Source organism: Flavobacterium sp. B330r, assembly GCF_056824325.1.
On the sequence record NZ_CP124860.1, the window covers coordinates 4,027,553 to 4,049,304 of the forward strand.

The window sequence follows — 21,752 nt, forward strand, 5'->3', positions numbered from 1 at the left end:
TTCCAAAAGGAACTGCATTGTTTTTTATATTTCATTCCACACCATTCTTTATCCATGGGATGTTTTTGTCATCTTTTAGATAATAGGCAAACCAGTCCTTGATTTTGTTGGTAAGATCTATCTGGTTGTCTGGGATGTTTATGGAATGACCTTCGTCTTCATAAAGCAGCATTATGTGTTTTTTGCCAAGTCTGCGCATCGCAAGATAGAGTTCCACGCTTTGAAGCCAAGGTACGTGCTCATCTTTTTTTCCTGTATATGAAAGCAGCGGAGTACTGATTTTATCCGCATGAATTATTGGGGAATTCCTGTTATAGATTTCTGGAATTTCATAGAGAGACTGCACCATCTTAAAATGGTCATTCTGGAAATAATTCATTGCTGGCCTGCCGGTCCTCCAATTTATAGACAAGTAATAACTGCTGATATCGGTTATGGCAGATCCAGCAACAGCTGCGGCAAAAATACTGGTGTGGGATATGATGAAATCGGTCTCGTAACCACCAAAAGAGTGTCCGATAAGACCTACCTTGTCAGACTTTATGCATCCCCGGGAAAGTACCATTTTGACCGCCGAAACAGTACAGTCCAAAGAAGATGGCCCTTCATTTTTTTCTTCAGCAATAATATCTGGATATAATACAAAGTATCCCTGACTGGTAAGGACCGAAAGATTGTATCCACTTTCGTTCCACAGTGTAGGATTTTGGTACGTATGAAGTTTTTGAGACTGTATCTCGTACACATGTACGATCATCGGATATTTTTTTGCACTGTCAAATTCTGCAGGGTAGTACAGGACTCCTTTAAGCGCTTTTCCTTTCGAATTCTTATAATGTATTAACTCTGATTTTCCCCAATGATATTTTTTTTGATCAGGATTACTCTGCTGTAAAATCACTCGATTTTTTCCCTTCTGCAGGATAAGACTTGGTGATTTGTCAAAATTCTGTCGAAGATATATAAAACTTTTATAATTATCAAAATGTATGATTCTGCTGTTACCAGCGTCATCATAAACTATGGGGCTTTCCCCTTTATTTTTCTGCCAGAGAAAGTATCCCGTTTTTCCATCCGCTCCCTGCGCTTTTAAAAGCAGGGGATCTACTGTACTTATAGTTTTACTACTAAATCCGTCATAATTATTAATCAGACCTCCACTGGATTCGATCTGAGATATTCTAATTCTTATTTGCTTTTCACGTCCTTTTGTAATTCGGGTGTATGATGATCCATCGGGTTTTATCAGCCAGATATCAAACTCATCATAAATAATAATCTCCTTGTCGTCAGGGGTCCATCCAGCAGTTCCGAAAGGAGAGCTTCTATACAAGCTCTCTACATGACCTACGAGATTAATTGAAGATTTCAAAGTTATATTTACATGCTTTTTGGAATTAATGTTATACACCCACCAGTGGCCATCTTTAAAATAGCTGATGTATTTTCCGCAGGGTGATGCAAGCGGAGGTGTTTCCACTGCAGTCATCTGTTTTTTGTAAAGGAATAACTCCTTTTGGCCAGTGTTGAGATCCAGAATATAAAAATCTCTCGGCCCATCATAGTCAAATTGGGGTTCATGTGATTTCGGATTGGAGATCAGCGCAAATCTGCCGTTTCCACAAAGCATTGCTTTAGGTAATTCATCAGTTGATATCTGAATGAAAGCATTTGTGTGGGGCATCCAAGACGCAAGTTTCGGCTTTGAACCAAATCTGCCCATGATCCGATCCTTGGCAGGGATCCATGGGGCATTTCCATTCCAGATTTCCACGTATTCCTTACTATTTGAGAGCTTGTTATTTTTCTGACAGACGCCAAAAAATATACTGCCGCTGTCGAAATTAATCTCCAGTGGAAACCTGCCGGAGGAATCAATTGCAATGCCATGCGGAATACTCGGATGATTCAGCGGGTCCAGTTCATAGGTCTTCTTTTGTTTTACCAGATAGTAATACAGTCTTCGATAGTGATTATTTTTACCTGATTTAGAGAATGCAGCCGATTTTCCGGACTGCTCCCAAGTAAGCATATCAAAACCAGATTCCGACTTTTCTATTATTGTCTCCGTGGCATTAGGGTGGCCTAAATCTAAAATGCTGATTTGATACTGATGCTGCATTTTAGCGGTGAACAGGATTTTTCTGCCGCACGGACTCATTTTAAAATCGAGGGCATTATCAATCTGAGAGATCAATGTTCCCTTCCTATCCAGTATTTTTATTTTTCTTTGTTGTGGAAAATCTGTCAAAATTACCAGCAGGTTATAGAAAGGTGAATACGAGAAATTTACGGATGGCCCAAGAATCTGGATTTTCCCAGTATTTAGATCAAAGAGCTCAAGGTTTTTATTATTCTTGTAAATAAAAGCATCATCCTGCAAAAAATCTATCGGGGAGGCACCTGCGAAGCAGTATTTCTTGTCTGATAAAGTGCTTTTTACGAAAAGTGTATCCATACCATTTTTGTATATCATTTGAAAGCTGAGCCATTTACCAGATGATGAAATTTTACCCGTTTTGAGTTCCCCGAACCGTGCATAGTCGGCAGCAGTCAGCTGTTTTTTTTGCAATTCCTGCCCCCATAAGGGGCAGGCTACTAATGGCAAAATAAAAATGAGAAATAAAACTAAGGCTAATATAAATGAAATCGAAAGCGAAAAATGAAGGCTCCGGCTATATGATGGTTTCATAAGATGCAGGTTAGGGTTAATATCCTTCATTTTGAGGAAGCAGTTTTGGATTTAATTCAATTTCGGTCTGTGGAACAGGAAGAAGGATATCAGACGTATTCCAGCCATTTTTCACAGGTTTTAGGACGCTGTTAATAAGTCCCGACCTTTTGAGGTCAAAGAAACGGTGGCCGTATTCCGTAAAGAATTCCAATCTTCTTTCTTGGAGTACCTGCAACAGCAGACTCTCTTTGTCCATGTTTGCAAGAGGTTGCAGGCCGGCGCGGGTATGCACCTTGTTTAAATCTTCTAGGGATCCTATAAGATCCCCATGCTCTGCCCGTGCCTCTGCGCGAATCAGGTACTGCTCTGCTAGACGAAGAACAATCGGAAACTCAGTTGAAACGGCTGTTGGATTGTTTTTTTTATATTTATAGGCATAAAACCAGCTGAATGATGCATTGGATACCGATCCGATCCAATTGTTCCTGCGTTTGTCTCCAGGGCTGAAAGTATTCACCAGAACTGCACTTAAGGCGGTCAAGGGCGGCGGACCGCTCAGGAAGACAAATGCTCCTGCCTCATCTGTATTCTTGCCCGCGACAGATGGCTGGAGCTGCCATATCGTTTCTCTGGATTCTTTCAGAAAGACTTTATTTAAATCCTCCAGAATATAAGTTTCAGATTTATTTATTACTGCCGATGCTACATTAGAAGCTTCAGCCCATAAACCGGAATAAAGGTATACCCGGGCGAGAAGAGCAACTGCAGCTGACTTTGAAGGTCTTGTCCTAGAAGAATTCTGATCAGTGTCGGTCAGCAGCTCTAAAGAATTTTCCAGATCCAGTCGGGTGAGGCTGTATATCTCGTCCTGTGAAAGCTTCCGTACCTCTTTATTTAATTTATAATCCGTGGTTGTAATATAGGGAATGCTCCCATATAGATTTACAAGATAGAAATGCAGCAAAGCCCTGAGAAAAAGCGCTTCCCCTTCAAGCTGTTTTTTCTGTGTCAAGGACAATGACAATGATGCCTTGCTACCCTCAATTACGGCATTTGCTGCATAAATCTGATTATAAGTGCTGTTCCAGTATTCACCCACTGTGCTTGTATTGGGAAGCAGCGAGTTGTCGAAAAAGTTATGTGATGCACTGGCGGGACTTCCATACCAGGTTAGTTCATCTGCATAAAGACCAAGCTGAAAATATATTCCGCTGCTTGATCCGGTTAAGATACCGGAGTCCCTTATTTTTGAATAAATATTTGTAATAGCAGCATCTGCGGTGCCGAATTCCTGAAATACAGTTCCGGCATAAAGCTGTGATTTAGGAAGATCCACCTCAACAAAAGAGTCACAGCTGGAGATGATAAGCACAGAGAATATATTCAGGATAAAAACTATCGATATGGTTTTGATATTTTTCATGTCTTTCGATTAAAAAGTTAATTGTATGCCTGCGGTTACGGTTTTTAAAGGAGGCAGATATCCGCTGCTGATAAATTCCGGATCACCATTTTTGTAGGGAGTGAACGTCAATAGATTCTGCCCCTGAAGAACTATGTTGCATTTAACATCGTCGAGCAGTAAAGGAAGCTGGTATGACAGTGAAATATTTTTAAGCCGTACAAAGGAGCCATCTGTCACTGAAGCTGTACTTTCGGCAAATTGTGCCCCTGCAGTGATGGCCGCACTATTTGATCCAGCTGTGTAGATCTGATATGGGCCAGGGTCACCAGGCTGTGTCCAGCTGTACTGAAGACCTTGGATCTGATTATACATCTGACCTGAAGAGCTTACTGGGAAAGTGCGGTTTTTTTGCTTGACATACTGAAGGAGAAAATCCAAACTCCAGTTCTTAAAGTTCAGCTGATTCTGAAAACCTCCAAAAAAGGAAGGGTTAAAATCCACAATACTCTGCTTGTCTGCAGGGGAAGATATTCTGCCATCAATATTGATATCCTTAAACTGGAAAAGTCCTGTCTGAGGGTTTACTCCGATGTAATCATACAGGAGTTTTATATTCAGCGGCTGGCCGATGCGGTATCTCTGGCTGTAGGTAGACCCATCAAGGCCTGGAAAACGCAGCAGCTTGTTTTGAGCCACGGTCAAGTTTACACTGGAGACCCACTGCAGGCTTCCTTTTTTTAAGTTTACAGTGCGAAGCGTAAATTCCCATCCCGAATTCTCAACTTCTGCCATAAGGTTTGACTGAAGGGAATTGAATCCTGTTGTGGCTGGCATCGGAATTCCTACAAGCTGATTTGAAGACCGGTTCCTATACCAGGCACAGGTGAAAAAAATACGGTCATTAAAAAAGCCTGTTTCAATTGCCGCTTCGAGTTTTTTATTGACCTCCCATGCAAAATCCGGATTATAAAGACTAGTTGGCTGTATTCCGGCGGTTCCGTTGTACTGCATTCCCGATGTGCTATAGGTATCAAGGAACTGGTAGTCACCAATCTGGTCACTTCCGGTGGTTCCCCAGCTTCCCCTCACTTTTCCAAAAGAAATAAATGGAATTTGGCTCAGGAATCCTTCTTTATGAAAAAGCCATGCGAAGCCTGCTGCCCCGAAAAATGCAAATTGATTTCCGGGACCGAACCGGCTCGAGCCATCTCGTCTGCCGCTTAGATTCAAGATGTACTTTTCTCTAAAATTGTAGTTTATGCGTCCAAAAAATGCTTGATATTTATATATGTTTTCACTGTCGTTTATGATTCTCAAACGGGTTGCCGCCGCTAGATTATAGATCAAACTGTTGGAGCTGAAGCCTGTTCCTGATTGGACAAGCTGTGCCGATGATTGGTTTTGAAATGTGGCACCGACAAGAATATTTAAATTTCCTCTGCCGATTTCTTTTTCCCAGTTTATCTGCGGTTCAATGATCCATGATTTTCTATTGGAGCTGTTCACAATCAAAGCGGAGGATGCACTTGTAACATTAAAAGTGGGATTGTAAATCGTAGATGGCGAGATGCGTGTTTCCAGATGGTTGAGGCTGGTGTAGCCAAAACTGCTTTTGACAGTTAGATTTTTAAGCAAATTGTAGGATAATGAAGTACTGCCTATCAAATCGTTACTCTTGGATTTAAAAACTGCCGGCAGGTTTCTCAAAGGATTCTGCCAGGTATTGCCTGCCCAATTCAGGCTCTGGTCGGCAGTATACAAAGAGGGCGCATTCGGGGATAGAATACGAGCCTCGCCGGTAGGGTCAAACGAGGGCTGTTTGTTATTCTGCACAGTATAACCGGCAGACAGCTGCATTTGAAACCTTTTGTCATTTGAAACGTGGTTCATATTGAATCTCCCTGCCGCTTTTGTGTAGAGAAAATCGCCTATGAAAACTGTTGACTCGGTATGATAGTTACCAGCTGCCATAAAACTGGTATTCTCGGAGCCCGCTGAGACCGTTGTCCCTATATCAGTAATGGCAGCGGTTCCCCCTAATAATACCTCCTGCCAGTCTGTGTACCGGTTCTGGTCCCATGTGCCATTTATATCGTATGCCGTCTGGGGATAAACTGAAACCCCGTCATTGATATATGCCTGCCGCCGCATCGACAGATACTGCTGAGTATTCATCAGCTTTGGAAAACTTGTAACATTTCCTGCACCAGTAGATGCATTAAAGGTAAATTTTGTTTTCCCCTGTTTGCTTTTTTTCGTGCTGATTAGCACGACACCATTTGCTCCCCTAGAGCCGTAAATAGAGGTTGCATCAGCATCTTTGAGCACTTCTATACTTTCAATTGTGCTCAGATCAATTCCATTGAGAGGGTTTGTGGGTGAGGGAAAAAGTGTTGCCGTCTGCATATGTCCGACATTTTCCGATGAGTACGGCACGCCGTCTATAATATACAATGGAGCATTTGCATCATTTCTGATACTGTTCTGACCTCTAATTTTTATTTCAAAACCTCCTCCGGGAATCCCTGTCGTTTGTGTTACAGAGACCCCCGCCATTCGGCCCTGCATAGCTGCAAGAACATTCGTTACCGGTTGCGTTTCTATATCCTTGGAGGTAATCCGAGCAATGCTCCCGGTTCGGTCACTTTCCCTTACTGAATAATAACCAGCATTAACCCGGACCTCCTGTAGTGTAGTGGTATCATATTCCAGTTTGATGTCAATTTTAGTGCTGTTATTTACTGGAATAAATTTAGTTTTAAAGCCAATAAAGGAAACAATCAGTGTGTCGCTGGCTAGAGCATTTATTATGTATTGTCCATTATAATCAGTAATTGACGAACTATTGGCTTTGCCCTTTAGGGAAATAGTTACACCAGGTAGATGACTGGAGCCATCTGTTATTGTTCCATGTATCTGATTTTGCTGAAAAAAAGCAATAAGGTGCCGATCTAAGCTCCGGCCAAATGATGTTGAAAAAGACAAAACAAAGCCTGCAAAAAATAGGCAATAAAGCGCCTTTCCACTCTTGTAGAATGAAAAATAATTCATAATATTGGAATTGGTTAGTTAATAGGTTTTTGATTAGCTAAGGTCCTCTGCTCTAGTTTGGTCGCTGCAGCTGAGGGCCATTTTTTATGCATTAAGTAAACGGCTTAACGATCATAAAGTAATTTTTTGTTTAATACACAGGCAATGATTAATTAAAAAGTTCAACTTGTCGAAAGTTGCGAAACTTGAAATGAAAACAAAACTGCTAAGAATAGAAAGGGAGTTTAAACAAAAAAGACGTGGAACTCATCTTACTGCGTTAGAGGCACTGGTATACCGTTGCAACAATAAGTGAGCCCACGCCAAAGGACGTGAGCATCTTACTTATCATCTCGTTGCAAAAATTACCAGTTTCCTAACGCGAGATTCAAAGCGAGTGCTTCAAATATTTTTCTGAAGAATCGCAAATATATGTAATAGAATACAAATATAATAAAAAATAACAAATATGGATTATAGTCCATTGAAATTTAACAAATAATGTTGGCTATTTGTATATTATGAATGACAAATTATCCGAAATAGAAAATTATATAATTGATAGGGTAAGAACCATCCGAAAGGAAAAGGGCTTTACCCAAGAGCAATTATCTCTAAAATTGGATAAGGGTGTGGGATTTATTGGGGATATTGAATCTTCAAAAAAAGCAAAATATAATGTTCAGCATTTAAATGACATTGCAAAAATTTTTAATTGTTCCCCAAAAGATTTTTGGCCAGATAAAGGTCTGTGAATATTATTTTCTTTAACTATTTTGTATTTAGAAACTACTGATAGAATAACGATAAAAAAAAGCCCTTCAGATTTATTTGAAGGGTTTTCTAATTAAAGTCGTATTATTTTTTAGATTCTTCAATAGAAACTTTTCTAAACTCCTTTAAAAGTTTTTCAATTTCCAGTGAAGATTTACGAGCTCTAGCTCCTGCAGCTTTAACACCTTTTTCTGATAAAGATTCAGATTCTGTTTTGAATGTTTCAATCTCGGCATTAATTTTTGCGATCACATCTTTCATATTGTCATGTTTTTTTAATTACGGCAGCAAATGTAAAGTATTAAATCCAATGCATTGTAGAAATACCTGTTAATTAGAAGTGGTCTTTTTAATCTCGTCTATAAAATAATTTACAGGCATCCCTGTTCTTGCCAGAAAAGCGTTTGCAAACCGTTGTGTAGAACTGAATCCGGCTTCTTCCGCCAAAGCAGCGTAAGTGTATTTCCTATAAATAGGTTCCTTTCTAAGCAGGTTTATAATGTATTCTATACGCAGTCCGTTTATATACTCATGTATTCGCACATCTCTATAATAATTCAGTATAGTTGCTAAGTATTTAGTATTTGAATTGAATGCAGCTGACAAGGTAACTAAGTTCCAATCTTTATCTAAAAATTTTTTTTCGTTTTCAAACTTCTCCAACTGTTTTAAAATTTGAGCTATAGTTTCACTGCTAATATCTTTTATAGGTACTTTTTCAATTTTATTCTTAGATTTATTTTTAACTCCATCAAGTTCGTCCATTAGAAGTTTATAATTTTTTTCGTAAACTTTTCTTTTTCGATAATGACGCCGCGTCTGCCAAAATATAAAAATGAATAAAAAAAAGATAATCACAACAAATATTATATCATAATATTTTTCCTTTTTCAAGGCATTTGCGATCTCTTCTTTTTCTATCAATATCTTTTCCTTTTCCGAAACAAGTTCTTTTGTATCGTACTGTTTGTGAATTTTACTGATTATATACTTATTATTCTCTACAAGAAGTGTATCTGCCTTTAGAAGCTGATCTATGTAGTACAACTGATTATCTAAATTATTATTTGTTTTATAATAATTAATCAAGAGCTCAAAAGCCTGCCTTAGATCCGGCCTAAGATATTTTTTATCTTTAAAGATATTGTCAACGATTTGAAAATGCTCCACAGCTCTTTCCTTTTTGTTAAGTGACCAATAGCTTTTACCGATATAGAAGTTTCCGATTGCAACATTTGCAAAGTCCTTATTTTCAATTATTGCGTCCAATGAAGATTCTATTTTATTTATCGATTCAGAGTAATTTTTTTTAAAATAGTCGTTGATTCCTTCTGAATGATTGAAATAAGGGATCATAACAGTAGATTTTAATCTTTTGCTTTCAGAAATTCCTAAAGCATTCATTTGTGTACATAAACCATAGTTTCCAAGTTTATTGTAACAAAGTCCCAGCATATGAATTGAATTGAGGTATGGTCTGGATTCTACATTTTTGTAAAAATCCAGGCATTCTCGTAAAAGAGAAACTGCTTCATCATAAAACCCCACATAAAATTTAATAAGAGCGATGCAATATTTTACTTTATGTATTTGGTATTCATCATTTGTTTGAGAGAGATAACTATTGGCGGTTAAATAATTATCCATTGCCAGTTTCTGCTGTTTAAGTCCATAGAAATACGTTCCTTTAGTAAGGTAGGCGGAACCAATCAGCGCATTGGATTTTGACTTCTTGGCTGTATACAAAATGCTATCAATATATCTACATCTAATTCGGTCAGGTGATATCAGCATTAAATTTTGATATCCATTCATGATTTCTTTTGGATTTTTTTCAAGTTTAGCTTTATTAAGAAAAGCATAAGCATATAATGATGCGAGTGTGCTGTCATTTTTTAGAGCATAAAGCCTATCATCTAAATACTCATAACTTTTTTGTTTTAAAGAATCAGGGATAAGAAGTGAAGCTTTTTGAGCTGATCCATAATTAAATACCAGCAGGTAAAATAAAATTAGGTTTAGTCTATTCATATGATTAAGTATTTATTTAGGCATTGATAGTCATATAGAATTATGTAATATTAATTTTACATTTTATTAATATAAAAATAATACAAACATTTGAATTACAGTAGTTTGTTCGATAAAAAGCACTATGGATTTCGTGGAAATCCATAGTGGATTTGCCGAAAACCCACACATATTGGCTTGCGCAAGATAAATAAGCAAAATAGTTTTGTCTTGAATTCAAAAGCAAAAATGTTCAGCAAGGTGCTGAATAAAAGTTCTGCTTATCCGGATGAAAAGGACTGAGAAATCATCTCATTCATTTCAAACATCAAAATCATGAAAACTTTTTTATTATGTATTATTACATCATTCTTATTCATTTCATGCTCGGCTGATTCCGATATTGAAAATTCACAAAGTGCTTTAGATTCTTCAAATTTTTATGAATCTTCTGCCAACAATGGTAACCCTTTTGATTCAAAAGGGCAAAAAGTATACGAGGCACTGAGAACTTATTATCTAAGTAATCAACGACCAAGTTCTGTTTCAGAGCTTGCAGAACAGATTAGATTTATATCTCAAAGCCTCCAGAAAAACAATCTTTTTACAAACAGACTGATTCCCTTTACTGATGAAATGGTAGAAGCTATTTTGTCAGATCCTGATAATAGTTTAATTGTGATTGTTCAGAATAGCACTTTACAGACTTATGCAAAAAATAATCTGATCAATTTTCTTCAGAACCTAATTGATAGAAGACAAGAGGAATTTAATATTACAAACAATTACATTTTAGGTTATGAAGCAGAGGTTCTTACTGATACTGTTTTTACTTCTGAAGAAACAGAGACAATTTTAACTGTGGCATCTATTTCAAGATATTCTCTTTATTCAGAGGAGGAACGAAAGGATAAAGACTGGGATATTCTGGTAGGTAGTAAACATGCTAAAGCCTTCTTAAAGAAAAATGAACTTTCACTTGTGCTTGTAATCGTATTGCTTGAAAAGCTGCTATAACATCCGACATGCTTTAACTTAAATCTGCTAAATATGAAACTTCGCAACATTCTAAATATTCTTATGGTTGTAACCAATGTAGTGTGCCTAATTATTATTCTAGGCTTTCTATTTGACTATCATTTGGCAGATTATTATAAAAATCCAGAAATTACAGCATATATACCTTTTCGTTTTAAGATATATGTGCTGTATATCACATGCTTATTCAACCTATATTTTATTTTCTATCTATTGATTAAAAAAAGATTTAAAATTTAATAAAATGGTCGAACTGATATTTAAAGAAGGAAATTATGATAAAAAATCTAATTAATTCCAATTTACTTGATCTTTCAACTCCAGGTTTCGATATTCATATTATAAAGAAATATGATAACAGTTACCAGGTTGATCCTTTTATAACAGAAAATTTGGCAGTACTAATGATAAGATCAGGAAGCGTGAAAATTAAACTTCAGGAAATGATTCAAAACTTATCAGCACGTGATCTTATAGTGATTCCCAAGGAAACAACATTCACTGTTTTTGAAGTTCGGAATAAACTTCAGCTGTATTTGATTATTTTCTCTTCAGAATTTGCCGTAAAAAACTGTCTTAAGAGAGAACTAGTTGATTCATTTTATTTATTTATAAGGAAAGAGCCTTTAAAAGCATCACTTGAAGAGAAAGAATATCAGGTGCTTTCTCTAATTTGTAAGCTCATACATTATATTAATTTAGAAGTGCAAAGGACTGACATTGATTATGAACTTTACAGGATAAGTTTAAACTTATTTCTTTATGAACTTAAATTAATTTATGCGAAGTATTCATCTAATGCGCTAGTTAACTTTACAAGGAAGGAAAATTTGGTCATCCAGTTCTTAACGATATTATCAATACATTATAAAAAACAGCATCACGCTAAATTTTATGCAGGAGAACTTTTTATAACCAGCAAATATTTAAGTAAAGTAGTAAAAGAGGGGACAGGAAGTTCGGTAAAAGCATTAATTATCGAAGCTATTATCAGCGAAGCAAAAATTTTATTGGAAGATACTCAAAATACCTTTGCAGAGATCGCTGAGGAAATGGAATTTGCGAGTGTTTCAATCTTTGGAATTTTCTTCAAAAAACATACATCATATTCGCCTTCAGAATATCGTGCGATTTATATTGACAGATATAAGGATCAATAGTTTCGTTTGTTTCATTTTAAAATCTAAAGATGATGAACGGTAAATATCCATTAGAATGGTTTGATTCTTTGATACTGCAGACTTTTGATCCAGTAAGCACGAATATTGATAGTTTGACTGATAGTGAAGTAAAAGTTATTACCGACAATATTTCCAAGGAATCTATAAAAATACAGGTGCATATAAAAAATGAAGTTTTTTCATTAAAAAAGAAGCGACATATACGCGTCACAGTCCGACAGTATCATTCCACACTAATTTTTCTGCTGGACAGTATAATGGAAAATCGATCGGAAAAGGTTATTCAATCTGAAAAAATAAGGAAGCTTGCTGATCTTATCATTTCAAGCATGGATTATCTGATATCTTTCATCGAGGATAGATTTTCTTACTATCTGAGTCTGGACGAAAGAGTACCGGTAACTTACTTAATAGTATGTAAAAAAGAGCTATCATTAAAACTGCAGAGAATCAACAAAAGAACTTTCAACTCCCTGCAAGATAAAATGACAATTAAAGCTGTAGTGAAATTACTTCAGAATGCAATTGAAGCAGATAACGGAAAAAAACTTACTTATCGTCGGATCCTTTACTTCCGGGAGCTTTTAAAGCTTCTTGAGGAGCATAATGACGAACTGGAAAATCCTTCCATTTTCACTCCGCTCGACGAACTTTTAATCGACCATAACTTTAATTCGGTGCAATACATTTCGATCCTGACAGAAAGAATGACTGAACAGATTTACAATGTTGAAAAACAAAATGGAAAGCTCAACCTGCTTCTGCTATATTTCAAGGATTTTAAACAGCTTCACTCAAATGTGAAAATAACGTTCGATGCCAGCCATCGGAACATCAAGGACGTTTTGGAAAACTGGTTTGTATCTGAGATCAGTTTTCTTCAGAACAAAGACGAAATTGAAGCACAAGATATTTCAACTTCCATAAAAAAAGGAAATCCCTCGCATCCCGGTGATGAAAATAAAATCCAGTGTACACTTTCTTCTGATCAAATGGGTCTGATTTTAAGAGCAACCGATGAAACAAGAATATTGAAAGCAAGATCAATGAGCCTGATTTTTAAAACGATTGTTCCTTATCTGTCAACACCATTTAAAAGAAATTTATCATATCAATCAGTCAGAAGTAAGTCTTATAATCCTGAGGAAAAGGATAAAGAATTTGTGATTAAAACATTAGAGAAAATTATCAAACATATAAAAGAATATTAATTTAATTTTTGAGATTATGAAAACATTATTAAAAATAGCACTAGTAGTTCTGCTTCTTTTTATCTCGTGCCAGAAAAAAGAACTGGATTCTAAAACTGCAGAAAACATGATTATTAAAAAATACAAATATCCATCTGCTGTAGATTTTGAAGTATTCTGCAGTGATCCTATTCATGCACGAAGAATGCTGGATTCAGGGCTGGAGGAAAAAGGCCTTGTCAAGATAATGAATACAAGAGAATTTAAAGATCGTGATAAGCCTTTGATCGAATTTACAGCCTTATCAAAAAACTTTCTGCTTGAAACAACTTTAGAGGAAAGAGAATCTAAAATTCAGAAGGTGAAGATCGGAACAAAAAATTTTGATAAAATCATCAGCATTACTGCGGAAACTAATGACAACAGAATAGCGGTAGCCGAGTACAACGTAAAATATGACATGAATGAGTTTGGAGTATTATGGCCAGACTTTCCTGCTGAAAAAAAAGAAAAAGCATATTTTATATTCTCTAAAAATGGCTGGCAGCTTATTGAGAAGAAAGATGCCGAACTTATGCTGCTTAAGAAAATTATGGAAAAATAAATATCTAAAAACATCAAAAAACAGCCTCCTATTAAGGAGGTTTTTTTATGCATTTAAATTAAGGTCCTGTGCTTAGCCCGCAATATCGTTGAGAGGTACAAGGGTACAGCTGGGGTACAGAAAAAGTTGTACTTGTAGAAGTTTTATTTCTGAAGTTACTTTGGAATGTAAAATAAACCATAATTATTCTTGCTGGTTTATTCATAGTATGAGATGATGTTGAATGATAAATGAAAAATGCTATGTTAAATTCTATTTCATGGAACAGTTACCTAGTGGCTGTTGTTACTCTATTAGTTTTGTGGTATCTGTATACAGGTTTCCGCTATTATTCTTCTGAAATAAAGCAGATTCTCTCGGGCAGAAAGAAAATTGCTTTTCCATCATTAGGAAAAAAAACAATAAATGATTGCTTGCCTTCTTCTGACCAGAAAGATGGTAAACCTACAAATCTCAATGAAGCATTTCAAGAATCTTTTGCTACACTTGATGAGGTTAAAGAACTGTCAGCAAGACTGACAGGAGCAGTTTTAGAAAGCGCCGAACTGGGCCGTCCAAAGCAGGAATTCAATAATTACATCAGATTAATACTCTCTGAATATCCTTATGTGAAGATTTCTTCTTTACGCAGCAATGTGAATAATCTGCTTGCTTACGAAACGAAAAAGCACCCGGAACTGCTTCTCACTTCTACTGAGGCAGACGAACTATGGGAGGAAAATAATTAAATGACAGCAGAGGAACTTTCCCCGTCCGCTCTAGTGCGGTATGGTAAAATGTGACAAGGAAAATAGATGATGCGACGGCGCTGTTCCTCTGCTTTTTGAATTAGTATTAATCTTTAAAATGATGAACGATGTTGAACGATGGAATAAAGTTAAAGCGATTTTTAAAAACAAATAAGGTACTAATAAGCACTATTCTTTTGGTTATGATAATTAATGGGAATGGATATGCCCAGGATGGTGTTGCCGGAATCAATGAGGCCAATCAAAAGGTGAGAAGCTATTTTGATGCCGGCACAGAACTTATGTATGCAGTAGGAGCAATACTCGGACTCATAGGAGCGGTGAAAGTATATCAGAAGTGGAATGCAGGCGATCCCGACACAGGTAAAGTGGCAGCAGCATGGTTTGGCAGCTGCGTGTTTCTCGTAGTAGTTGCCACTGTGATCAAATCTTTCTTTGGAGTATAAGCAGCTTTAAAATGAGCAGTGTTTATCAGATTAACAAAGGAATCAATCAGTCAATTGAATTTAAAGGCTTGAAAGCCCAGTACATATGGTATTTGGGCGGTGGTGTCGTGGGACTTATGATTGTTTTTGCAGTGCTTTTTATAGTCGGCATTCCCTCTCTTGTCTGTGTGGCTTTAATTGGTACGGCAGGAACTGTGATGCTAATTAAGATTTATAAAATGAGCAGGCAGTATGGTGAATTCGGCATGATGAAAGCTTTAGCTGCGAGGCAGATTCCTAAATGTGTTAAGGTGCGCAGCAGGGCAGTTTTTATTAAGTGATAGTTTTAGAACGTTATATAGATAGAGTTGGTTTATGAAGGTATTAAACTTATATGCCGGAATTGGCGGAAACAGAAAAAACTGGGATGACGTATCGGTTACGGCAGTTGAGCTGGATCCTGCACTGGCAGCATTGTATGCGCAGAACTTTCCAGAAGATAAAGTGATTGTAGGGGATGCACACCAGTATCTTTTAGATCATTACAAAGAATTTGATTTTATCTGGTCATCACCGCCGTGCCAGTCACATTCCTCTTTCCGGCAGAATATCTGCGTGAGATTTCGAGGCACTCCTGCTGTATTTCCTGACATGAGGCTGTATCAGGAAATTTTATTTCTGAAGCATAATTCCGAGTGTTTATGGGTCGTTGAAAATGTAAAGCCTTATTACACTGCGCTTATCGAGCCTGATGCTGCTCTGCAGCGTCATCTTTTCTGGGCCAATTTTCAGATTCCAGAATTGGAAGTTAAGACAGTGATTAAAATACGTCACGCACAGATTCCTGAACTTGAAGAGGCTTTAGGTTTCTACTTAAAGGGATCTAATATTTCAAACAAAAGACAGGTGCTTCGCAACTGTGTGGACCCAAATCTTGGGCTCCATATTTTGAATACCGCCAGAAGTCTCTATATGAAAAATGTGAAGATTAGTAAAACTAGGAAAAATGGAAAAGGAGTTAGATGATGTTTTACCTATTATGGACGTGCAGCATGACTGCATTTTATCAAAGCAGGGTGATATAACAGTGGTTTTCAAGGCTGATCTGCCGGAAATTTTCACAATGTCCGACCACGAATACGAGGCGTTTCACCAGTCATGGATAAAGGCAGTGAAAATTCTGCCGAAGTACTCTGTCTTTCACAAACAGGACTGGTTTTTAGAAAGCAGCTATAAAGCGGACTTTGATAATGAAGACAGCAGTTTTTTAACCAGAAGCAGTGAGCGGTTTTTCAATGAAAGGCCTTTTCTAGATCATTCATGTTATATAATGATTACCAAGAAACCAGCAGGAAGAAAAAATTCCAGTTCGATATTTTCTAATCTTATAAGAAATAATCTGGTACCTGAAGAAACACTCAATATGCAGTCCCTTCAGGACTTCATTGGCAGTACTGGCCAGTTTAGAAGGATTATGGAAGACAGCGGGTTCATAAGGCTCACAAGACTTCGAAATGATGAGCTGAAAAGCCAGAGCAGAAAAACAGGCCTTATTGAAAAGTACTGCTTTTTATCTGAAAAAGAAAATTCGTTCGTGTACAATGATCTCAAGTTTTCAGACGGGATGCAGATAGGGGATAAGCACAGCCAGCTTTTTACGCTTGGAGATGCCGCCGATCTGCCGGCGCTCTGCGGTTCAAGAATCAATTTTGACCGTTACTCAACAGACAAAACAAAGTTCAGTATCGGATTTGCTTCAACACTCGGTCAGCTGCTGTCCTGCAATCACATATACAACCAGTATATTTTTATTGAAGACGCGCAGAAAACAATCCAGAGACTGGAGAGCAAAAGATTAAGACTTCAGTCATTGTCTGCTTACAGCAGAGAAAATATGATTGCAAGGGATGCAACCAACGATTTTTTAAACGAAGCTATCGCCCAGCAGCGGCTGCCAGTTAAAGCACATTTTAATGTTCTTGCGTGGACATCCGAAAAAGAAGAACTCAAAGACATAAAAAACAAAGTGTCATCTTCTCTCGCGCAGATGGATGCGGCGGCTAAACAGGAGACAGTTGGAGCTCCTCAGATTTACTGGGCGGGAATTCCCGGAAACGCAGCAGATTTTCCGATGAATGATGCTTTTGACACTTTTACCGAGCAGGCTGTCTGTTTTCTGAATATGGAGACCGGTTACCGATCCTCACTAAGTCCCTGCGGAATACGTCTTGGAGACCGCCTGACGGGAAAGCCTGTTCACGTGGATATCAGCGATGAGCCAGTGAAAATGGGAATCTGTACTAACCGAAACAAGTTTGTCTTAGGGCCTTCTGGAAGCGGGAAATCCTTCTTTACCAATCATATGGTCAGAAGCTATTACGAACAGGGAACTCATATTGTCTTGGTAGATGTTGGGCACAGCTATAAAGGCTTATGCGATATGGTAAACGGCTATTATTTTACGTATGATGAGAAGAACCCGATTCGTTTCAATCCATTTTATATCGGGGAAGGAGACAGTCTTGATACCGAGAAAAAGGAAAGCATCAAAACGCTTTTGCTGGCTTTGTGGAAGAAAGATGATGAAACATTTAACAGAAGCGAGTACGTGGCACTTTCCAATGCACTGCAGCTGTATTTCGATAAATTGGATAAGGATGAATCCATCTTTCCCTGTTTCAATACTTTTTATGAGTTTTTAAAACAGGAGTTTGTAACAGTTCTTCAAGGTGATAATGTAAAAGATAAGGATTTTGATGTGAATAATTTCCTTTATGTGCTTCGCCCTTATTACAGCGGAGGAGAGTTTGACTATCTGCTCAATGCTGATGAAAATCTGGATCTGCTAAAAGAGCGCTTTATTGTATTTGAACTGGACAACATCAAAGATCATCCGATTCTTTTTCCCGTTGTTACCATCATTATCATGGAAGTATTCATCAGCAAGATGAGAAAACTGAAAGGCATACGAAAAATGATCCTGATTGAAGAAGCATGGAAAGCCATTGCGAAGGAAGGAATGTCAGAATATATCAAGTATCTTTTTAAAACTGTGCGTAAGTTCTTCGGGGAGGCAATTGTCGTAACTCAAGAGGTGGAGGATATCATTTCATCGCCTGTAGTGAAGCAGGCCATCATTAATAACAGCGACTGCAAGATTCTGCTGGACCAGAGCAAATATCAAAATAAGTTTGACCAGATTCAGGAACTGCTTGGGCTGACTGACAAGGAAAAAGCTTTGGTGCTTTCGGTGAACAAAGCAAATGATCCTTCCAAGAAATACAAGGAAGTTTTTATATCTCTTGGAGGAATGCTGTCCAAGGTTTACAGGACAGAAGTGTCTCTGGAGGAATATCTTGCCTACACTACAGAGGAAAGTGAGAAAGTAAAAATGAATGCCTACGCTGCGAAATTTGGAGGAGACATCAAAAAAGGAATTGCCGCTATGGCTCAGGAATTAAGAAGCGGAACTTAAATTAGTGTAAAAATGAAAACGAAAATTAAAGCTGTCACATTTTTAATGTGTTTCTTTTTAGTAAGCATGCCTGCAAGACCTGCAGAAAAGACAGCAGCACTGCCGATATTGGAGATTGTAAAAGCAGTTACCAAGAAAGTAATAAAGGCAATTGATCTGGGGATCCAGAGAATGCAGAATAAGACCATCTGGCTTCAGAATGCACAGAAGCAGATTGAAAACACGCTTTCAAAACTGAAACTCGATGAGATTTCGGACTGGACAAAAAAACAGCGTGATCTCTATAAGGATTATTACGAAGAACTGCAGAAGGTGAAATCTATTATAACCTACTATCAGAGAATTAAAGAAATTTCAGAAAAACAGACCCGTTTGATTGCCGAATATGAAAAGGCCTGGAACCTTTTTAAAAGAGACGACCATTTCAAGATCTCTGAACTTGAATACATGGAAAAAGTGTATGACGGAATTCTTGGAGAAAGCATGAAAAATATCGACCAGATATTTTTAATCATAGAATCTTTCACCACGCAGATGAGCGATCTGAAAAGACTCGAAATTATAAATACAGCAGCAGATCAGATAGATTCAAATTACAATGATCTGAGACTTTTCAACCAGCAGAATGTACTGCTCAGCCTCCAGAGAGCAAAAACAGATGCTGACGTAAATAAAGTGAAACAATTTTACGGAATTCCGTAATCAACTCTAAAACTAATGAAAAAGATAATAATGCTTCTTGTGTCTGTATTTTTATCTGCATGCCAGCTTCAGGCTCAGCAGGCAAAACAGAAAAGGATGCTGCTGCTTCAGATAGCAGCCCTGCGGACATATGTGGAGTATGCGGCAAAAGGCTATAAGGCAGTTAAAAGCGGACTTAACTTTATATCAGATGCAAAGAAGGGAGAAGTGAACCTGCACAGCGATTATTTCACATCACTGGTATCGGTTAATCCTAAAGTAAAAAACTACGGCAGGGTGGCTGAAATAATCACTCTTCAGATTGAAATTTTTAAGATATATAAAAATACTTTAGCAAGCCTCCCTCAGGATGATCTGTTTCACGGAAATGAACTTGAATACATTGAAAGGACTTTCAGGCGACTGGCGGACAGCTGTGATGACAATCTTGATTTGCTGCTTCTTATCACAACCAGTACTTCACTTGAAATGAAAGATGATGAACGTATGGAACGCATTGATAAGCTTTATGAAGCTGCGCGGGAAGATTATTCTTTCTGTAAAAAATTCAGCGGTGAGATTAAACTTCTGGCATTATCAAAAGCAAGAGAAAAAAATGATGTCAAACAAGCCGAAGTTCTGCTTGGCTTATAAAATAACAAATCATGAAAAAGATACTTATATTTTTTGCAATGCTATTTCTGTTTTTTATGCCTTTTACTGGAAAGGCACAGTCGGCTGAAATCCAGCAGCTTATTTTAAATATCGAAAAGCTGTCGCAGTTTAAAAAGATATTAAGCGACATGAAAAAAGGATATGATATTCTCAGCGGAGGGTATAAGGCCGTCAAAGATATGTCAGAGGGAAATTTTTCACTGCATAAGACTTTCCTGGATGCCCTGATGCAGGTCAGCCCAGTTGTAAAGAATTACAAAAGAGTCGGGGACATTATCGACTATCAGTTTACACTTATGAGGGAAAGCAGAAAAGGGATAGACCTTATCATTAAAAATGAAAAGTTCAGCCGTCAGGAAATCCAGTATTTTGAAAAAGTGTATTCTAATTTAAGCAGGGAAAGCCTCAGAAATTTAGACGAACTGACTTCCATCGTAACAGCTGATAAACTCCGAATGAGTGATGACGAAAGGCTTGCAGCTATAGATAAGATATTTGAAGATATGCAGCAGAAGGTGCTGTTTCTAAATGATTTTAACGGATCAACATCAGTGCTTGCGCTGCAACGTTCTAAGGAAGCTAATGATGTGAATGCGATGCGGAACAGTTATCGGTTTAAAAATTAACTCTGGCCTTATGATAAATATTTTCAAATCAGCTGTATTAGTATTAATGCTCTTTATGTTCCCTGAAACAGTTTCTGCACAGGGACTCGGAGATAATATCGGCAGTCTTCATACAGTTCTGGAACAGCTTTACGATGAGATGATGCCGCTTTGCAGCAATCTTATTGGAGTCGGGCAGGGGCTGGCGGGTTTTGCCGCTATTTTTTATATCGCTTCCAGGGTCTGGCGTCATATTGCCAATGCGGAACCGATTGATTTTTATCCGCTCTTCAGGCCCTTTGTGATCGGTTTCTGCATTATGATTTTTCCTTCTGTTCTGGCGCTCATAAACGGGGTCATGAAACCAACCGTTACTGCCACAGCTTCTATGGTTGAAGGGTCAAACAAAGCAATTGAAGTGCTGCTGAGAGAAAAAGAAAAAACAGTCAAAGAAAGCGCACCTTGGAAAATGTATGTTGGGGTGATGGGCGCAGGCGACCGCGACAGATGGTATAAGTACACGCACGACGGGGCAGATCCTTCAGATGAAGGACTTATGGAAGGAATTGGAAATGATGTAAAATTTGCAATGGAGAAAGCTTCGTATAGTTTCAGGAATTCTGTAAAGGAGTGGGTGAGTGAAGTTCTAAGAATTCTCTTTGAAGCTTCTTCATTGTGTATTGATACACTCAGGACTTTCCAGCTGGTAGTGCTGTCCATTTTAGGGCCACTGGTATTTGGAATCGCAGTCTTTGACGGATTCCAGCATACCCTGACGGTCTGGCTTGCCAGGTATATAAACATTTATCTCTGGCTTCCTGTTGCAAACATTTTCGGCAGCATTATCGGTAAGATTCAGGAACAGATGCTCAGGCTGGATATCTCCCAGATTAATACAGCGGGAGATACTTTTTTCAGCAGGACCGATATCGGCTACTTAATTTTCATGATTATTGGAATTGTGGGGTACTTTACTGTTCCCTCCGTAGCCAACTATATCGTGCATGCATCTGGAGGAAGCGCATTGGGACAGAAAGTTACAAGCCTGTTTGGCGGATCGATTTCCTCGGTGATAGGTGGTGCTGCCACAGGAGCAGGAATGGTAATGGATTCAATGGGAAATGAGGCAGGTAGAATGAGCCAGAGCATGTCATCTTCAGCAGCTGCGTCGCCTTATTTTGAGGAAAAAGGAAATTACATGAGCGACAAGCTCAAGGGAAACTCTAAAAATTAAAA

The 21,752-nt window shown here is 37.9% G+C and carries 19 protein-coding genes; 14 read left to right on the forward strand and 5 right to left on the reverse strand.

The genetic code is table 11. The features are described 5' to 3' along the window. Nucleotides 1-31: 31 nt before the first annotated feature. From QLQ95_RS17975 to QLQ95_RS17985, 3 genes are read right to left on the reverse strand one after another with little or no spacing between them, the layout of a single operon-like run. Nucleotides 32-2,722, reverse strand: a complete 2,691-nt coding sequence (locus QLQ95_RS17975) for a S9 family peptidase (protein WP_482500954.1) — start codon at nucleotides 2,720-2,722, stop codon at nucleotides 32-34. After that, nucleotides 2,709-4,097, reverse strand: coding sequence for a RagB/SusD family nutrient uptake outer membrane protein (locus QLQ95_RS17980; RefSeq protein WP_482500956.1), 1,389 nt, complete (start codon nucleotides 4,095-4,097; stop codon nucleotides 2,709-2,711). Before QLQ95_RS17980 ends, QLQ95_RS17975 begins: the two co-directional genes overlap by 14 nt. Before the next feature lie 9 nt (nucleotides 4,098-4,106). Next, nucleotides 4,107-7,130 (reverse strand): SusC/RagA family TonB-linked outer membrane protein, encoded by a 3,024-nt coding sequence (locus tag QLQ95_RS17985; protein WP_482500958.1) that lies wholly within the window; start codon nucleotides 7,128-7,130, stop codon nucleotides 4,107-4,109. A 500-nt stretch (nucleotides 7,131-7,630) separates the two neighbouring features. Between QLQ95_RS17985 and QLQ95_RS17990 the strand changes: the two genes are divergently transcribed. Next, complete coding sequence (locus QLQ95_RS17990; protein WP_223704623.1) at nucleotides 7,631-7,864, forward strand: helix-turn-helix domain-containing protein; 234 nt, start codon at nucleotides 7,631-7,633, stop codon at nucleotides 7,862-7,864. A 103-nt stretch (nucleotides 7,865-7,967) separates the two neighbouring features. Here the strand turns inward: QLQ95_RS17990 and QLQ95_RS17995 are convergent, their stop codons facing one another. Continuing rightward, the gene (locus QLQ95_RS17995; RefSeq protein ID WP_482500960.1) at nucleotides 7,968-8,144 is read right to left on the reverse strand and encodes a histone H1; all 177 of its coding nucleotides are present in this window, start codon (nucleotides 8,142-8,144) and stop codon (nucleotides 7,968-7,970) included. 69 nt (nucleotides 8,145-8,213) lie between these two features. Further along, nucleotides 8,214-9,914, reverse strand: a complete 1,701-nt coding sequence (locus tag QLQ95_RS18000; protein WP_482500962.1) for a helix-turn-helix domain-containing protein — start codon at nucleotides 9,912-9,914, stop codon at nucleotides 8,214-8,216. A 315-nt stretch (nucleotides 9,915-10,229) separates the two neighbouring features. Here QLQ95_RS18000 and QLQ95_RS18005 point away from each other — a divergent pair, with 315 nt between their 5' ends. The 13 genes from QLQ95_RS18005 to traJ all read left to right on the forward strand — a co-directional run bounded on the left by QLQ95_RS18005 (nucleotide 10,230) and on the right by traJ (nucleotide 21,750). Continuing rightward, the gene (locus QLQ95_RS18005) at nucleotides 10,230-10,910 is read left to right on the forward strand and encodes a hypothetical protein (RefSeq protein WP_482500964.1); all 681 of its coding nucleotides are present in this window, start codon (nucleotides 10,230-10,232) and stop codon (nucleotides 10,908-10,910) included. Between the two features lie 296 nt (nucleotides 10,911-11,206). Then, nucleotides 11,207-12,091 carry a helix-turn-helix domain-containing protein gene (locus QLQ95_RS18010; RefSeq protein WP_482500965.1) on the forward strand — a complete coding sequence of 295 codons (885 nt, stop codon included), beginning with the start codon at nucleotides 11,207-11,209 and terminating at the stop codon, nucleotides 12,089-12,091. Between the two features lie 29 nt (nucleotides 12,092-12,120). Beyond that, nucleotides 12,121-13,323: a hypothetical protein gene (locus tag QLQ95_RS18015; protein WP_482500967.1), complete on the forward strand. Its 1,203-nt coding sequence runs from the start codon at nucleotides 12,121-12,123 to the stop codon at nucleotides 13,321-13,323. Between the two features lie 16 nt (nucleotides 13,324-13,339). Beyond that, on the forward strand, nucleotides 13,340-13,906 hold the full coding sequence (locus QLQ95_RS18020) for a hypothetical protein (protein ID WP_482500968.1): 567 nt from the start codon (nucleotides 13,340-13,342) through the stop codon (nucleotides 13,904-13,906). Nucleotides 13,907-14,148: 242 nt separating this feature from the next. Then, nucleotides 14,149-14,634, forward strand: a complete 486-nt coding sequence (locus QLQ95_RS18025; protein ID WP_482500970.1) for a hypothetical protein — start codon at nucleotides 14,149-14,151, stop codon at nucleotides 14,632-14,634. 203 nt (nucleotides 14,635-14,837) lie between these two features. After that, nucleotides 14,838-15,101, forward strand: coding sequence for a DUF4134 domain-containing protein (locus QLQ95_RS18030; protein ID WP_281631635.1), 264 nt, complete (start codon nucleotides 14,838-14,840; stop codon nucleotides 15,099-15,101). 11 nt (nucleotides 15,102-15,112) lie between these two features. Next, the gene (locus tag QLQ95_RS18035; protein ID WP_482500972.1) at nucleotides 15,113-15,421 is read left to right on the forward strand and encodes a DUF4133 domain-containing protein; all 309 of its coding nucleotides are present in this window, start codon (nucleotides 15,113-15,115) and stop codon (nucleotides 15,419-15,421) included. Nucleotides 15,422-15,455: 34 nt separating this feature from the next. After that, entirely contained in the window at nucleotides 15,456-16,106 is a 651-nt protein-coding gene (locus QLQ95_RS18040; RefSeq protein WP_482500973.1) for a DNA cytosine methyltransferase, read from the forward strand. After that, the gene (locus tag QLQ95_RS18045) at nucleotides 16,087-18,555 is read left to right on the forward strand and encodes a TraG family conjugative transposon ATPase (RefSeq protein WP_482500975.1); all 2,469 of its coding nucleotides are present in this window, start codon (nucleotides 16,087-16,089) and stop codon (nucleotides 18,553-18,555) included. Before QLQ95_RS18040 ends, QLQ95_RS18045 begins: the two co-directional genes overlap by 20 nt. 12 nt (nucleotides 18,556-18,567) lie before the next feature. Next, a complete protein-coding gene (locus QLQ95_RS18050; protein ID WP_482500976.1) occupies nucleotides 18,568-19,257 on the forward strand; it encodes a conjugal transfer protein TraI in 690 nt (229 codons plus the stop codon). 15 nt (nucleotides 19,258-19,272) lie between these two features. Further along, nucleotides 19,273-19,890: a hypothetical protein gene (locus QLQ95_RS18055; protein WP_482500978.1), complete on the forward strand. Its 618-nt coding sequence runs from the start codon at nucleotides 19,273-19,275 to the stop codon at nucleotides 19,888-19,890. 11 nt (nucleotides 19,891-19,901) lie between these two features. Further along, nucleotides 19,902-20,537, forward strand: coding sequence for a TerB family tellurite resistance protein (locus tag QLQ95_RS18060; protein WP_482500980.1), 636 nt, complete (start codon nucleotides 19,902-19,904; stop codon nucleotides 20,535-20,537). A gap of 46 nt (nucleotides 20,538-20,583) precedes the next feature. Continuing rightward, nucleotides 20,584-21,750 (forward strand): conjugative transposon protein TraJ, encoded by a 1,167-nt coding sequence (traJ, locus tag QLQ95_RS18065; protein ID WP_482504068.1) that lies wholly within the window; start codon nucleotides 20,584-20,586, stop codon nucleotides 21,748-21,750. Nucleotides 21,751-21,752: the final 2 nt, after the last annotated feature.